We start from the raw sequence: 14,281 nt of genomic DNA, 5'->3' as shown, positions 1-14,281 counted from the left end.
TCAACAAGCTGTAGCCCCGCCGTCCGGTCCTGTCGACTGCCCCTGTCGACTACTGCCCCGCCGCGTCCAGCGCCGCGATCACCTCGGGCGGCAAGGTCAGGCGGGCGCCGGCCAGCAGCTCGTCCAGCTGCGCGACGCTGGTGGCGCTGGCGATCGGAGCGGTGATGGCCGGATGGGCGACGATCCAGGCCAGGGCGATCTGGGCCGGGCTCGCGCCGGTCGCCTCCGCCGCCTGGTCGAGCGCGGCCATGATCCGGAAGCCCTTGTCGTTCAGATAGCCCTTCACCGTCCGCCCGCGCGCCTTGCCCTCGAGGTCGGCCTCGCTGCGATACTTGCCGGTCAGGAAGCCGGCGGCCAGGCCGTAGAACGGTATGATCCCGACGTCTTCCCGCGCCGCGAGGTCCGCCAGCGCCCCCTCGACCTCGTCGCGGTCATAGAGATTGAACTTCGGCTGGATCGACTCGTAGCGGACCAAGCCCTTGTCGGCCGAGGTCTTCAGCGAAGCCTCCAGGCGCTCGGGCGTGAAGTTCGAGGCCCCGATGGCCCGCACCTTGCCGGCCTTCACCAGCCGGTCGAAGGCCTCCAGCGTCTCGTCGATCGGCGTGGCCGCATCGTCCTCGTGCGACTGGTAGAGGTCGACGTAATCCGTCTGCAGCCGGCGCAGCGAGTCTTCCAGCGCCGCGACGATGTTGGCGGCCGACAGGCCGGGGCGCTTGGGCCACTTGGCCACCTTGGTCAGGATCTTGATCCGGTCGCGCTTGCCGCCGGCCGCCAGCCAACGCCCGATCGTCGCCTCGGACTCGCCGCCCTCGTGCCCCGGAACCCAGGCCGAATAGACATCGGCCGTATCCACCGCGTCGAAGCCGCCGTCGACGAAGGCGTCGAGCAGCCGGTGCGAGGTCGCCTCGTCGGCCGTCCAGCCGAAGACGTTGCCGCCGAACACCAGCGGGGCGATCGAGAGGCCGGAGCGGCCGAGGGGGCGTTGGCTCATGAAGCAGGTCCTGATGGAAGACGGCCGTGGACTGTGGGCGGTTTTCCCCGCCCTCGCCCAATCAAACTTTGAAATAAGGCCTATTGGGCGCGGGCGTGGGATCTATCCGAAACCGCCCGTATGCCCTCTTCCGTAAAACCCCCGCGAAAGCGGGGGCCCAGGTGTTTTATCGTCAAGCGCCACGCGTTTCAGAAAAAGCCTGGGTCCCCGCTTTCGCGGGGATTTCACGGAGGTGTGGTGAACTCAAGCCGCCGCAGCAGACGCGCCGTCGAACACCGGCACCTCGACCGGCGCCGGGGTCGCCTTGCCGCGCAGCAGGTCGGCCGCGCGCTCGGCGATCATGATCGTGGGCGCATTGGTGTTGCCGCCGATCAGGGTCGGCATCACCGAGGCGTCGATCACCCGCAGGCCCGCAAGGCCCTGCACTCGCAGCTGGTCGTCGACCACCGCCAGCGGATCGCCGGCCGCGCCCATCCGGCAAGTGCCGACCGGGTGATAGATCGTCTCGGCCTTGGCCCGGATCCAGGCGTCGATCTCGGCGTCGCTCCTCACGGCCGCGCCGGGCGCGTACTCGCTGTCGACATAGGGATCGAGCGCCGCCTGGGCGGCGACGTCGCGGCCGATCCGCACGCCCTCGCGCATGGCCCGGCGGTCCTCGTCGGCGGCCAGGTAGTTGGCCAGGATCTTCGGATCGGCGAACGGATCGGCCGACTGCAAGCCCACCGTCCCACGGCTCTCCGGCCGCAGCTGACAGATGTGCAGGGTGAAGCCGTCCTTCTCGACCACCACCTTGCCGTGGTCCTGCATGATCGCCAACACCGCGTGGATCTGCAGGTCGGGCCGGTCGAGATCGGGCCGCGAGCGCAGGAAGGCGCCCGACTCCAGGAAGTTCTGCCGACCGATGCCCTTGCCCATCAGCAGGTACGAAAGGCCCACGCCCAGCTTGTTCAGCCCCTTGTTGGCCGAATAGGCCGTCTTCAGCCCCTTGGTCGTCCACGACAGACAGACGTCCAGGTGATCCTGCAGGTTCTGGCCGACGCCACGCGACTCGTGGACCGTCGAGATGCCGTGCGCCTTCAGCGCCTCCGGGTCGCCGATCCCCGAAAGTTGCAGAATTTGCGGAGACTGCACCGCGCCGGCGCTCAGCAGCACCTCGGCGTCGGCATGCGCGACCGCCGTCTGGCCGCCCTTGCCTGCGACATATTCGACACCGATCGCCCGCCCCTTCTCGACCAGGATCCGCGTCGTGCGGGCCTCGGTGATGCAGGTCAGGTTCGGCCGCGACAAAGCCCCGGCCAGATAGGCGGCGGCCGCGCTCCAGCGCTTGCCGTCGCGGATGGTCAGATCGTAGGGGCCGAAGCCCTCCTGCTGATAGCCGTTGAAATCCTTGGTCACCGGATGGCCCGCCTGGCGGCCCGCCTCGATCACCGCCTTGTAGAACGGGCTGTCGGACTCGCCGGCCGAGACGTGCAGCGGCCCGTCGCCGCCATGATAGTCGCAGCCCCCGCCGTGGAAGGTCTCCGAGCGCTTGAAGTAGGGCAGCACCTCGGAATACGACCAGCCCGACAGGCCCATCTGCCGCCACTGGTCATAGTCGCGCGCATGGCCGCGGATGTAGATCATGCCGTTGATGGCCGAGGATCCGCCCAGGCCCCGGCCGCGCGGCCACCACAGGCGGCGGCCGTCCAGGTGCGGCTCCGGATCAGTCCAGAAGCCCCAGTTGCTCTCGCCCTTGGCCTTGATCAGTTCGCCCACGCCCGCGGGCATGCGCACCAGCACCGAGCCGTTCTTGCCGCCGGCTTCCAGCAGCAGAACCTTCACCGCCGGATCCTCGCTCAGCCGCGCGGCCAGCACGCAGCCCGCCGAACCGGCGCCGATGATGACGTAGTCGTAGCGCGTGCCCGACATGGCGTCCCTCCCACAATGTTATCGTTGTTAAGACAGAGAGTGACCCGGCCGGGCGACGGCGGCAAGAGGGCGCGTAAACGCCGCCATAACGTCGTTACGGATTTTGCGAAGACTCAACCTTAATCCGATCTGCAAACCTGCCCGCCATCATGACGGTCATCAGATCGATCGGCGGCTTCGTGGAGAGCGCCTTCCGGTCATCCGAACTTCCAACGGCGGCTTCAGTCCCGCTGCCGCCGTGAGAAGCCCCGCGCATCGAGCCCCCCGCGCGGGTCCGTCAGGAGCGCCGCCGTCTTCCCCCCAGAGGGCGGCGCTCCTGCATTTTCCGGCTCAGATGGCCTTCAGGCCGGCGCGATAGCGCTTCCAGTTCTCGACGTAGTGCAGGGCCGAGGCCTGCAGGATCATCGCCTGATGCTCGCTGACCTCGCGGATGATCTTGCCCGGCGCGCCGACCACCATCGCGTTGTCGGGGATCTCCTTGCCCTCGGTGATCAGGGCGCCGGCGCCGATCAGGCAGTTCTTCCCGATCCTGGCGCCGTTGAGGATGATCGAGCCGATGCCGATCAGCGAGCCGTCGCCGATCGTGCAGCCGTGCAGCATCACCATGTGACCGACGGTGACGTTGGCGCCGATGGTCAGCGGAATGCCGGCGTCGGTGTGCAGCACCGAGCCGTCCTGGATGTTGCTGTTTTCGCCGATCGTGATCGGGTCGTTGTCGCCGCGCAGCACCGCGCCCCACCAGACGCTGGCGTTCTGCTTCAGAACGACGTTGCCCATCACGCTGGCGCTGGGGGCGATCCAGTATTCGCCTTCCAGGGGAAGCCGCGGCGCCGCATCGCCCAACGAATAGACAGTCATCCGTACACCCCGTGTTCTTTTGGCACGCAGAATCTTAATCGGTCAGAAACCATAATCACCCCATTGTAAATCCGGTGATTCGGCATGGAACATCCCTTCATCGGGAGACTTCCTTCCGTATCCGCCGCGGACCATACCGACCGCGGCCTCCTGACGACGGAGAACAGGGTCTTGCGTTCGGCGTTCCGGCGTACAGCACCGCCTTCCTGGGGCTCCACCGAGCCGCCCGGCCGCGCCTGCGGCTCCGTCTTCTGCTCCTCTCATCGACCCAAGGACGACGCCTCACGGCCTCGTCCTTTTTTCATGCCTGAATGGAGGCTTTGATGACCAAGCGAGCCCTGAAGCGGATGGTGCGCGAGGGCGCGGACGATCGCTACGACGACGGCAAGGTTCGTCGTCTGCCGGTGGAACATCGCGGCGGCTGGTCGCCGCTGGGCGACACCGACAATGCGCCCAGGGATCAGAGCTACATCAAAACCATAAAACCCAAATCGCCGGGCCAGGCCCAGCTGATGGAGGCCATGGACTCCAAGAACCTGGTCATGGCGCTGGGTCCCGCCGGCACCGGCAAGACCTACCTGGCCATCGCCAAGGCCGTGGAGGCGCTGGAGGCCGGCCGGGTCAACCGCATCGTGCTGTCGCGCCCCGCCGTCGAGGCCGGGGAGTCGATCGGCTACCTGCCGGGCGACATGGAAGACAAGCTGGCTCCCTATCTGCGCCCGCTCTACGACGCCCTGACCGATCGCCTCTCGGTCAAGCGCATGCGGGCCCTGATGGCCGAGGGCGCCATCGAGATCGCCCCGGTCGGCTTCATGCGCGGCCGCACCCTCAACAACGCCTTCGTGGTCATCGACGAGGCCCAGAACTGCACCTACATGCAGCTGAAGATGCTGCTGACCCGCCTGGGCTGGCACTCGACCATGGTGGTCACGGGCGACCCGAACCAGTCGGACCTGCTGCCCGGCATCTCGGGCCTGGCCGACGTGGCCGCCAAGTTCGAGGAGCTGTCGAACATCGCCGTCGTCCGCCTGGCCGACAAGGACATCGTCCGTCATCCCCTGGTGGCCGAGATGCTCGGCGTTCTGTGACCCTAATTCTGTAATTTCATAACAGAACTTGCCCTTACGGGCTTGAGTATGGGGCGGTCGGACTGCAAGGTCCGGCCGCCTTAACTGTTTTGGGACCCCATATGTCCGATGCCGCTGCCGCCCCACGCTCGGAGTTCACGCTCCGCGGCGTGCTTCTGGGGATCCTGATCACCGTCGTCTTCACGGCCGCCCAGGTCTATCTCGGCCTCAAGGTCGGCCTGACCTTCGCCACCTCGATCCCCGCCGCGGTGATCTCGATGGCCCTGCTGCGGTTCTTCAAGACCTCGACCATCCAGGAAAACAACATCGTCCAGACGATCGCCTCGGCGGCCGGCACGCTGTCTTCGGTGATCTTCGTGCTGCCGGGCCTGCTGATGATCGGCTGGTGGTCGAACATCCCGTTCCTGGCCACCTTCGGCATCTGCGCCGTCGGCGGCATCCTGGGCGTGATGTACACGATCCCCCTGCGCCGGGCGCTCGTCACCAACTCGCCCCTGCCCTATCCGGAAGGCGTCGCCGCCGCCGAGGTGCTGAAGGTCGGCGCCGGTTCGCGCGAAGGCGCGGCCGAGGGCAAGGCGGGCCTGTGGGCGGTGATCGCCGGCACCCTGGCGTCGGCGGCCTTCGCGGCCCTGGGCGCGGCCAAGATCTTCGCCGCCGAGGTCGCCACCTATTTCAAGGTCGGCAAGGGCGCGACGGGCATCGGCGCATCGAGCTCGCTGGCGCTGATGGGCGCGGGCCACCTGATGGGCATCACCGTCGGCATCGCCATGTTCACCGGCCTGTTCATCGCCTGGGCCGTGCTGGTGCCGATCCTGACCGGCGTGTTCCCGGCCGAGGCCGGCATGAGCGTCGCCGACCACGCCCTGAAGGTCTGGTCCACCAAGGTCCGCTTCCTGGGCGCCGGCGTCATCGGCGCGGCCGCGATCTGGACCCTGGGCAAGCTGGTGGTGCCGATCTGGCGCGGTCTGGTCTCGGCCTTCGAGGCCGGCAAGGCCCGCCGCTCGGGTTCCGGCGAGATCCCGCGCGTCGAGCAGGACATTCCGATCTTCGTCGTCGGCCTGGTGTCGGTGGCCCTGCTGGCCCCGGCCGGCTGGCTGCTGGCCGCCTTCGCCCTGGCCGGTCCGGCCGGCGGCCTGGCCTTGCCGCTGACCATCATCGGCGTCGCCTACCTGGTGTTCGCCGGCCTGCTGGCCGCCGCCGTCTGCGGCTACATGGCCGGCCTGATCGGCTCGTCCAACAGCCCGGTCTCGGGCATCGCCATCCTGACCGTGCTGGGCGCCTCGCTGCTGGTCGGCGCCATCGGCCGCGGCCTGATCGGCCCCGACGCCGCCAAGGCCCTGGTCGCCTTCGCCCTCTACGTCACCGCCACCGTCCTGGCCGTGGCCGTCGTGGCCAACGACAACCTGCAGGACCTGAAGACCGGCCAGCTGGTCGACGCCACCCCGTGGAAGCAGCAGTCGGCCCTGGTGATCGGCGTGCTGTCGGGCGCCGTGGTGATCCCGTTCGTGCTGGACCTGCTGGCCAAGTCCAACGGCTTCGTCGGCGCGCCGAACCTCAACGTCGTGCCCGGCGCCGAGCCCCTGGCCGCGCCGCAGGCGACGCTGATCTCGACCCTGGCCAAGGGCGTCATCGGCCATAACCTGCAATGGGACCTGCTGGGCGTCGGCGCCCTGATCGGCCTCGCCCTCGTCGTGATCGACATCGTCCTGCGCCGCGCCAGCAAGGATCGCTTCAGCCTGCCGCCGCTGGGCGTGGGCCTGGCCATCTACCTGCCCAGCGCCGTGACCGCCCCGGTGGTGGTCGGCGCCGTCGCCGGCTGGATCTTCGAGCGCGTGGTCGCCAAGGACCGCAAGGCCGAGGTCGCCAAGCGCCTGGGCGTGCTGATCGCCTCGGGCTTCATCGTCGGCGAGAGCCTGTTCAACGTGGCCCTGGCCCTGCTGATCGTGGCCACCAACAAGGGCGCGCCCCTGGCCATCGCCTCGCCGCCGCCCGAGCACCTGGGCATGATCATCGCCCTGGTCGTCGCGGCGATCCTGGTGGTGGCGCTCTACGCCTGGTGCCGCATCCAGGCGCGGAAGACGGAAGAGGCCTGATCGGCTTTTTCCGCTGAAGACGAAGACCCCGGAAGCTTCCGCTTCCGGGGTCTTTTTCGTTTCAGGCCGCCGCCAGCACGGTGAACCAGACGTCCGCCCGCCGCTCGAACCCCAGCGCCCGATAGAGCGCATTGGCCCCGACGTTGTCGGCGTAGCTGTGCAGGAACGGCGTCTCGCCCCGCGCCAGGATCTTGCCGGCCACATGCGCCATCAGTCCGGCGGCGTAGCCCTGGCCCCGGAAGTCGGGACGGGTGCAGACGCCGCTGACCTCGGTGAAGCCGTCTGGCCGCATTCACTCGCCGGCCATGGCCGCCAGTTCGCCGCCCACCTTCACCCCGACGAATTCGCCCAGTTCGTGGGTGCGCGAAAAGAACGGCCCTGGCTTGGTCAGGGTCGCAAGGGACAGCATCTCGGGCGAGTCGGCGTCGGTCAGCGCGACGATCTCGAAGTCGACCGGCTTGAGCGGCGTAATCGCCGACGCCGTCATCTGCCAGCACAGGGCGCTGGAAACCACCGCCGTCCCGGGGATCGGTGGCGGCGGAGAAAGCTCGACGAGGCCGCTGTTTCCATGTTCGCGGACCAGCGCGCCCAGGGCCGCCAGGCTTTCTGGCGTCTCCTCGGCCACGGCGGCGAACAGGCCAAAGCGTGGATCCATCCGCAACGCGACGCCATTCGCGATCGCCAAGTGCGCCTGCCGGCCGGTCAGGCTGGACCAGACGGGACGGTCGAGAAGGTGGGCGGCCATGGCGGATTCCGGAAAGTCGATACGAGCACGGGGAGCTTTGCAGAGGTGACCGCCGCCTCACAGCTATCTAGGATTGAGACCGTTCGATCTCCACACGAAGGACGGAAATGAAGTTCGCTCTCGCGCTCGGCGCCGGTCTTCTCGCGACCTTCGTTTCCGCCGGCGCTTCGGCCCGCGGCGTTCCGCCGCCGCCGATGCTCACTCCACTGGAACTGCAGCAGCCCATCGACGGCTACGACATGAGCGGCCCCTACGAGCAGTGGCGACACTGGATCGAGGCCCGCAAGGGACCGGTCATGGACGCCCTGCTCGCCGCGCCGCCGCTCCCGCCGCCCGGCGAGCAGGGGTTCGGCGCGACCCAACTGCGCTTCAAGGCCCATTGGGACCTCGGCCGTTTCACCACCGGCGACGCCCAGGTCTATTGCCGGCCCAAGCCGCCCTACGGCTTCGACCAGACGACCTGCCACGTCGTCCTGCGGCGCGTGCAGATCCCCGACGACGTCGGCGGACTGGGCGGACCCAACGCCCTGTCGCGCTGGATGCAGGCCAATTTCGACGCCCCCGCCCTCGCCCGCCACCTGCGGGCCGAAGGCGTCGAGCCCGGCGCGAACTGGTGGCGCGTCGATCGCGCGCGGATGTTCGCGGCCTCGCCCTCGCCCGACGACGCGCTGAAGGCCGCGGCCCGCCTTGACCGGGTGGATTCCCGCGACTGCCCGGCCATGGCTGAAGCCTTCGCCAATCTCGACAGTTCCATCATCGACTTGCGCTTCGACATGACCGGGATCGGCGACGACGTCGTCGGCCAGGCGCCCGCGCCGCACTCGAACTTCTGGACCTACACCCTGAACGTTCGCGGCGACAAAGGCCTCACCACGATCGAGACCGACAGCTGGCGGATCGGCGACCTCGTCATTCCGATCCTCAAGGCCGCCGAGGCCTGCGCGAAAGCCGCGCCGCCTCAGCAGTAGGCGGCGATCAGGGCCTTCACGGCGCCGACGCTGGCCATGGCCGGCTTGTCGTCGCCGTCGAACATCTGGCTGGAGGTGAAGACCCCCTCGATCAGCAGCAGGAAGGCGTCGCCCAGGGCCTTGGGGTCGGTCGCGCCCATCTCGGCGGCCTTGGCGCGCAACCGCGCGCGCAGGTCTTCCTTGTGGGTCTGCGAGACCATGCGGCCGGCATGCTGGCGGTCGGGATATTCCACCGCCGCGTTGCTGAGCGCGCAGCCGCGATAGTCGTCGCCGACCGACCGCGCCGCCAGCCCCTCGAAATAGGCGACCATCTGGGCCTTGGGATCGTTCGGGAAAGCATCCTCGGCCGACTTGAACCGGTCCCAGAAGCCCTCCTCCACCTCGCGCAGCACGGCGGCGACCAGGTCGTCCTTTGACTTGTAGCTGCGATAGAGGCTGGGCTTGGTCACGCCCGCCTTGCTGACGATCTCGTCCACGCCCACGGCGCGGATGCCTTCCCGATAGAACAGGTCGCGCGCCGTCTCGAAGATCTTCTCGGCCGCCCGCGCGCCGGGCGCGTAGGGCTGCAGGTGGAGGGGCGTGTCGGCGTCGGTTTTCGTCATCGTGAACAAGGCCTCTTGACGATGTTACTAACCGGTACGTACAACGCCATCAAGACCCGTACCGATCGGTTACATTTTCCGCTTGGAGCAGCTCATGGCCGCGATCCGCCGCCCCTTCGGCCGCAACTACGCCTTCGTGGTGGCGGGCGTGACCTTCCTGGCCCTGCTGGCCGCGGCCGGCCTGCGGGCCGCGCCGGGCGTGCTGATCCTGCCGCTGGAAAAGAGCTTCGGCTGGGATCGCGGCTCGATCTCGCTGGCCGCCGCCATCGGCATCTTCCTCTATGGCCTGACGGGTCCGTTCGCGGCGGCGCTGATGCAGTCGTTCGGCGTGCGCAAGACGGTCAGCCTGGCCCTCGTGCTGATGGCCGCCTCCACCGGGCTCTCGGCCTTCATGACGGAGAGTTGGCACTACGTCGCCACCTGGGGCGTGCTGGCGGGCTTCGGCAGCGGGGCTGTGGCCATGGTGCTGGGCGCGACCATCGTCAATCGCTGGTTCGTCGAGCGGCGCGGCCTGATGCTGGGCCTGCTGACCGCCGCCACGGCCACGGGGTCGCTGATCTTCCTGCCGGCCATGGCCTTCATCGCCGAGCACGGCGGCTGGCGGCCCGTGGTGCTGACCGTGGCCGGCGTCGCCGCGATCATGGCCCCGATCGCCTGGTTGCTGATCCCCGAGCGCCCCGCCGACATCGGCCACAAGCCGTTCGGCGCGGGCGAGGACTGGGTGGAGCCGCCGCGCGGCTCGGCCTCGAACGCCCTGGCCGGCGCCTTCGGAGCCCTGGCGCGGGCCAGCAAGACCCGCACCTTCTGGCTGCTGTTCCTGGGCTTCTTCATCTGCGGCCTGACCACCAACGGCCTGATCGGCGTGCACATGATCGCCTTCTGCGGCGACCGGGGCATGCCCGAGGTCCGCGCCGCCGGCCTGCTGGCGTTGATGGGCCTGTTCGACCTCTTCGGCACCACCGCTTCGGGCTGGCTGACCGACCGCTACGACCCGCGCAAGCTCCTGTTCGTCTACTACGCCCTGCGCGGCCTCTCGCTGATCTACCTGCCCTATTCGGACTTCTCGATCGTCAGCCTGTCGGTGTTCGCGGTGTTCTACGGCCTGGACTGGATCGCCACCGTGCCGCCGACCGCCCGCCTGGCCACCCAGGCCTTCGGCGACCGCGACGGTCCGATCGTGTTCGGCTGGATCGCCGCCGGCCACCAGCTGGGCGCGGCCACGGCCGCCGTCGGCGCGGGCCTGATCCGCGCCGCCCAGGGCCAGTACGTCCAGGCCTTCGTCATCGCCGGCGTCGCCGGCCTGGTCGCGGCCGGCGCCTCGCTGCTGATCCGGCGCGAGGTGAAGGCGATGGCGGTCTAGGCGTTCCAGGGATCCAGTACGGGACCGCCCCAGGCTTCGAAGTCGCGGACGTTGCGGGTGACCAGGGTCAGGCTGCGCACCTCGGCGGTGGCGGCCAGGAAGGCGTCGATCGATGGCATTGTCCGACGGGCGTTTTCGGCGGCGCGGCGGATGCGGGCCTGGGCCATGGCCACCTGGGCATCGACGGGCAGCAGCCGCTCACCGAAATCGGCGACCACCGCATCGAGCCAGTCCCGCAGGCTTTCCGCCTTGCGGCTCGGCGCGAGACGCTCGACGCCATAGCCTGCCTCCGCCACGCTCATGACGCTGATGAACAGGACCGCCACTGGCTGGTCCGCCAGCCATCGCGCGACACCCGGATGGGGCCTCAACTTCGTCGCGTCGGAAAAGACGTTCGTATCGAGCAGGAACATCAGAATTCGACAACCCGCCCAGGATCCTGGTCGCGGGCGAAGAGTTCGGCATGCTCCTCATCGCTAAGCACTCGGTATTTGGGATCGAGCCAGGCGTGTGGTTTCCCCGGCGCCGCGCTGCGCAGCCGCTCGTACTCCTCGGCCGACAGCACCACGGCGGCGTCCTGGCCGTCCCGGGTCAGATGCTGGGGCCCTTGCGTGCGGGCTCGCTCGACCACTTCGCCGAACTTGGCTTCGGCCTCGGCCAGGCTCCAGGTCCCGTCAGCCATCTCGCCCTCGCGCCATAAAAAATGACCACCCCGGCAGGATAGCCAGGATGGTCATTTTTTCATAGCGACGGTGCGCTGAAGCCTATTCGAGGTCTTCGGCCAGGATGGCCATCTCGAACATGTAGGAGCCGTCCTCGTCTTCGTCCTGGAAGACGACGCCGATGAATTCGCCCTTCACTTCGACCTCGGCCGAGTCCTTCTGCTTCGGACGGGCCTTCACGGCGATGTGCGGGTTGCCGAAGGTGCGCTTCAGGTGAGCTTCGAGCTTGGCGATGGCGGCGGCGTCCACGGGGGGCTCCTGATCTTGTTATTGGGCTTTCGCCCCCGTGGGGCGGAATGGCGGGAAACTAGAGGTCCCGGGCGCAAAGTGTAAGGCCTTTTGCGCGCGAACCGGCTCAGGCCTGTTGAGAAAACGGCGGCGGCGCGGTCGCCCGCCCCTGCTCCACCAGCCAGTCGCGGAAACGCCGGGCCCCGCGCGAGGCGCCGGTCCTGGGCGTCAGGGCGCACAGCAGCGTCGGCTCGGCCGCCATGCCCAGCGGCGCCACCAGGCGTCCCGCCGCCAGGTCCCGCTCGGCGAAGGCGTAGGGCACGACCGCCGCGCCCAGCCCGGCGGCGGCGGCCTCGATCATGTAGAAGTAGTGGTCGAACTCCCGCACCAGGCCCGGCGCCGGCAGGTCGAGACCCGCGGCCTTCGCCCACTGGTCCCAGCTGTGCAGGTAGGTGCGGGTGTGCAGGCGCGGCAGCGTCGCCAGGTCCGCCGCCGTCCGGACGCGCGCGGCCAGTTCCGGCGCGACGACGGGTCCGACGAAGGTCGCCAGAAACGGCGTCGCCTCGGCGTCGGACGACGACGGCGCGTCGGGCTCGCGCATGCGGATGGCCAAATCCACGCCGTCGGCGCGAAAGTCGAACGGCCCGTTGGACTCGGCCACCCGCACCGGCGTGTCGGGAAAGCGCGCGACGAAGTCGGGCAGGCGCGGGATCAGCCACTTCATGGCGAAGGTCGGCAGGCACGAGACCACCGTGGGCCTAGGCTCGTCTTCGGGCGGGCGCGGCACGGCCTCGTCGAGGATGTCGAAGGCCCGGGTCAGGCCCTCGGCCAGCTTCAGCCCGGCTTCGGTCATGACCAGGCGATTGCGCGGTCCCTCGGTCAGGGCGACGCCCAGATGGTCCTCGAGCTGGCGGATCTGGCGACTGACGGCCCCGTGGGTGACGCACAGCTCGTCGGCGGCCAGGGTCATGCGCCCGCGCCGGCCGAAGGCCTCGAAGGCGCGCAGGGCGTTCAGCGGTGGCAGCGGATGACGAGCCATGTGACGAAACCTCACAGACCTCGACCGATAAGTCGTTAGCCGCGCGGCCGCAACCACCGGATAAGCAAGGACATGGACAGGCAGCGGAAAATCACATCGGCGCAATGGGCGGCGGTCGCGGCGCTGTGGGCGCTGGCGATCTACGGCATGACGGCCAAGCCGGCGCCGAGGCTTGAGACGGCGCGGCTGGTGGCGTGTCGCTGAAGCTTGGCCGCTCAGCCACCTTGCCTCTAGGATGCCCCAGCGCGGCGAACGGGATCCGAAGATGAAGTGGTCAGACCTGTTCAAGCCTCGCAAGGTGCTAGGCGACTACGATCCGCTGAACGATCCGACCATCGAGCAAACCTTCTACATCCTCGCGGCGCGCAAACGCCGGGACGTCGGGCGCGACACCCAGGCCCGGCTCTATCTGCATGACGGCAAGCGCCTGATCGTCACCGCCGTCGCGGGCATCAGCGACACCGGACCGGTGGCCATTCTCGACATCGGGTCACCCGACCGCGAGATCGGCGTCTGCGTGCGCGAACACCTCCTACGGTTCTCACCCGACAGCCCGAGCGACATGCGTGACCACAAGGCCGCCGACTGGGCGGCGTTCAAGGCTTCCAAGGAGCGCTCGGTAAAGGGCTTCGAGGAACGATGCTTCATGGTCATCGTCCAAGGCGGGTCCAGCAGCGTCACGATCGACGCCTTTCCCCGCAAGGGCCTGCACCCCGGCTTCAGCGTCCATGCGACCGAGCGCTACGACGAAACCGAATTGGGCGCCGCCATCCGCCGGACCCTGGCCGGAGCCCAGGCCCTGCGGAACGCGGGCGTCCTCTAGTCCTCAGATCACGTAGTCGTACACCACGTCGGCCAGGGTGTGGTCCATGGTCCGGGCCGGCTCTTCGCAGGTGGGGCAGTTCACCAGACGGGCTGGCACGCCTGCGGCGGTGCAGTGGGGCGGGATGGGCTTCAGCACCACCGAGCCCGAAGCCACCTTGGCGTATTCGCCGACGGTGATGTTGCCCAGCACCTTGGCGCCCGCGCCCAGCAGCACGCCCTTGCCGATCTTGGGGTGACGGTCGCCGCGCTCGGCGCCGGTGCCGCCCAGGGTCACGCCGTGCAGCATCGAGACGTCGTCGCCGACCACCGCCGTCTCGCCGATGACGATGCCGGTGCCGTGGTCGATGAACACGCCCGCGCCGACGCGCGAGGCCGGGTGGATGTCAACCTGGAAGACCTCGCTGGCGCGGCTCTGCAGGTAGAAGGCGAGGGTCTCGCGATTATTGTTCCACAGCCAGTGCGAGACGCGGTGGGTCTGCAGGGCCAGGAACCCTTTGAAGAACAGGAAGGGCTGGACGTAGCCCTTGGTGGCCGGGTCACGCTCGAACACGGCGCGCAGGTCGGCCTCGGCGGCGGCGACGAGGGCCGGATCGCTCTCGAAAGCCTCGGCGGCGAATTCGCGGGCGGTCATCGCCCGCATCTCCTGGTCGCCCAGCTTGCGGGCCAGCTGGAAGGTCAGGGCGTCGGCCAGATTGTCGTGGCTGAGGATCACGGCGTTGAGCAGCGAAGCCAGGGCCGGCTCGGCCTTGGCGGCGTGTTCGGCCTGGTTGCGCAGGGCGGCCCACACGGGCGGCGCGGCGCGCTCGGTCACGACTTCAAGATGCTTGGCCACGGGGCTCTCCCTTCCCAGCGGA

At 68.7% G+C, this 14,281-nt stretch carries 17 protein-coding genes; 6 read left to right on the top strand and 11 right to left on the bottom strand.

Features of this window, described 5'->3' with window-relative positions:
- Nucleotides 1-49: 49 nt before the first annotated feature.
- From AC07NS_RS09220 to AC07NS_RS09210, 3 genes are all read right to left on the bottom strand, one after another.
- Nucleotides 50-991: an aldo/keto reductase gene (locus AC07NS_RS09220; RefSeq protein WP_494602817.1), complete on the bottom strand. Its 942-nt coding sequence runs from the start codon at nucleotides 989-991 to the stop codon at nucleotides 50-52.
- Nucleotides 992-1,234: 243 nt separating this feature from the next.
- Nucleotides 1,235-2,899, bottom strand: a complete 1,665-nt coding sequence (locus AC07NS_RS09215) for a choline dehydrogenase (RefSeq protein ID WP_494602816.1) — start codon at nucleotides 2,897-2,899, stop codon at nucleotides 1,235-1,237.
- A 330-nt stretch (nucleotides 2,900-3,229) separates the two neighbouring features.
- The gene (locus AC07NS_RS09210) at nucleotides 3,230-3,757 is read right to left on the bottom strand and encodes a gamma carbonic anhydrase family protein (RefSeq protein WP_494602815.1); all 528 of its coding nucleotides are present in this window, start codon (nucleotides 3,755-3,757) and stop codon (nucleotides 3,230-3,232) included.
- A gap of 311 nt (nucleotides 3,758-4,068) precedes the next feature.
- On the opposite strand from AC07NS_RS09210, the gene AC07NS_RS09205 reads away from it, so the two are divergent.
- Together AC07NS_RS09205 and AC07NS_RS09200 are read left to right on the top strand one after the other, a co-directional pair.
- Entirely contained in the window at nucleotides 4,069-4,845 is a 777-nt protein-coding gene (locus AC07NS_RS09205) for a PhoH family protein (RefSeq protein ID WP_494602814.1), read from the top strand.
- A gap of 101 nt (nucleotides 4,846-4,946) precedes the next feature.
- Nucleotides 4,947-6,938 carry an OPT family oligopeptide transporter gene (locus AC07NS_RS09200; protein WP_494602813.1) on the top strand — a complete coding sequence of 664 codons (1,992 nt, stop codon included), beginning with the start codon at nucleotides 4,947-4,949 and terminating at the stop codon, nucleotides 6,936-6,938.
- Between the two features lie 61 nt (nucleotides 6,939-6,999).
- Here AC07NS_RS09200 and AC07NS_RS09195 read toward each other — a convergent pair whose 3' ends face one another.
- Together AC07NS_RS09195 and AC07NS_RS09190 are read right to left on the bottom strand one after the other, a co-directional pair.
- The gene (locus AC07NS_RS09195) at nucleotides 7,000-7,230 is read right to left on the bottom strand and encodes a GNAT family N-acetyltransferase (RefSeq protein ID WP_494602812.1); all 231 of its coding nucleotides are present in this window, start codon (nucleotides 7,228-7,230) and stop codon (nucleotides 7,000-7,002) included.
- Entirely contained in the window at nucleotides 7,231-7,683 is a 453-nt protein-coding gene (locus AC07NS_RS09190) for a hypothetical protein (protein ID WP_494602811.1), read from the bottom strand.
- A gap of 107 nt (nucleotides 7,684-7,790) precedes the next feature.
- Here AC07NS_RS09190 and AC07NS_RS09185 point away from each other — a divergent pair, with 107 nt between their 5' ends.
- Nucleotides 7,791-8,651, top strand: a complete 861-nt coding sequence (locus AC07NS_RS09185; RefSeq protein ID WP_494602810.1) for a hypothetical protein — start codon at nucleotides 7,791-7,793, stop codon at nucleotides 8,649-8,651.
- Here the strand turns inward: AC07NS_RS09185 and AC07NS_RS09180 are convergent.
- The gene (locus AC07NS_RS09180; RefSeq protein WP_494602809.1) at nucleotides 8,642-9,253 is read right to left on the bottom strand and encodes a TetR/AcrR family transcriptional regulator; all 612 of its coding nucleotides are present in this window, start codon (nucleotides 9,251-9,253) and stop codon (nucleotides 8,642-8,644) included. The genes AC07NS_RS09185 and AC07NS_RS09180 overlap by 10 nt on opposite strands.
- A gap of 94 nt (nucleotides 9,254-9,347) precedes the next feature.
- On the opposite strand from AC07NS_RS09180, the gene AC07NS_RS09175 reads away from it, so the two are divergent.
- Nucleotides 9,348-10,613: an MFS transporter gene (locus AC07NS_RS09175; RefSeq protein ID WP_494602808.1), complete on the top strand. Its 1,266-nt coding sequence runs from the start codon at nucleotides 9,348-9,350 to the stop codon at nucleotides 10,611-10,613.
- Here the strand turns inward: AC07NS_RS09175 and AC07NS_RS09170 are convergent.
- From AC07NS_RS09170 to AC07NS_RS09155, 4 genes are all read right to left on the bottom strand, one after another.
- Nucleotides 10,610-11,026 carry a type II toxin-antitoxin system VapC family toxin gene (locus AC07NS_RS09170; RefSeq protein ID WP_494602807.1) on the bottom strand — a complete coding sequence of 139 codons (417 nt, stop codon included), beginning with the start codon at nucleotides 11,024-11,026 and terminating at the stop codon, nucleotides 10,610-10,612. The genes AC07NS_RS09175 and AC07NS_RS09170 overlap by 4 nt on opposite strands.
- Nucleotides 11,026-11,295 carry a type II toxin-antitoxin system Phd/YefM family antitoxin gene (locus tag AC07NS_RS09165; RefSeq protein ID WP_494602806.1) on the bottom strand — a complete coding sequence of 90 codons (270 nt, stop codon included), beginning with the start codon at nucleotides 11,293-11,295 and terminating at the stop codon, nucleotides 11,026-11,028. The genes AC07NS_RS09170 and AC07NS_RS09165 overlap by 1 nt, the downstream gene beginning before the upstream one ends.
- 82 nt (nucleotides 11,296-11,377) lie before the next feature.
- Complete coding sequence (locus tag AC07NS_RS09160; RefSeq protein WP_494602805.1) at nucleotides 11,378-11,584, bottom strand: DUF3126 family protein; 207 nt, start codon at nucleotides 11,582-11,584, stop codon at nucleotides 11,378-11,380.
- Between the two features lie 106 nt (nucleotides 11,585-11,690).
- Nucleotides 11,691-12,602, bottom strand: coding sequence for a LysR substrate-binding domain-containing protein (locus AC07NS_RS09155; protein WP_494602804.1), 912 nt, complete (start codon nucleotides 12,600-12,602; stop codon nucleotides 11,691-11,693).
- Between the two features lie 72 nt (nucleotides 12,603-12,674).
- Here AC07NS_RS09155 and AC07NS_RS09150 point away from each other — a divergent pair, with 72 nt between their 5' ends.
- Both AC07NS_RS09150 and AC07NS_RS09145 read left to right on the top strand, forming a co-directional pair.
- Nucleotides 12,675-12,806 carry a hypothetical protein gene (locus tag AC07NS_RS09150; protein WP_494602803.1) on the top strand — a complete coding sequence of 44 codons (132 nt, stop codon included), beginning with the start codon at nucleotides 12,675-12,677 and terminating at the stop codon, nucleotides 12,804-12,806.
- 61 nt (nucleotides 12,807-12,867) lie between these two features.
- Nucleotides 12,868-13,425, top strand: a complete 558-nt coding sequence (locus tag AC07NS_RS09145; protein ID WP_494602802.1) for a hypothetical protein — start codon at nucleotides 12,868-12,870, stop codon at nucleotides 13,423-13,425.
- Nucleotides 13,426-13,428: 3 nt separating this feature from the next.
- Here AC07NS_RS09145 and cysE read toward each other — a convergent pair whose 3' ends face one another.
- Nucleotides 13,429-14,259 (bottom strand): serine O-acetyltransferase, encoded by an 831-nt coding sequence (cysE, locus tag AC07NS_RS09140; protein ID WP_494602801.1) that lies wholly within the window; start codon nucleotides 14,257-14,259, stop codon nucleotides 13,429-13,431.
- Nucleotides 14,260-14,281 lie beyond the last annotated feature (22 nt).

The sequence above is a fragment of the Caulobacter sp. GW821-FHT10A10 genome (assembly GCF_059415745.1).
Note: the sequence above shows the minus strand (reverse complement) of the source record. Positions and strands in the feature narration are given on the sequence as shown.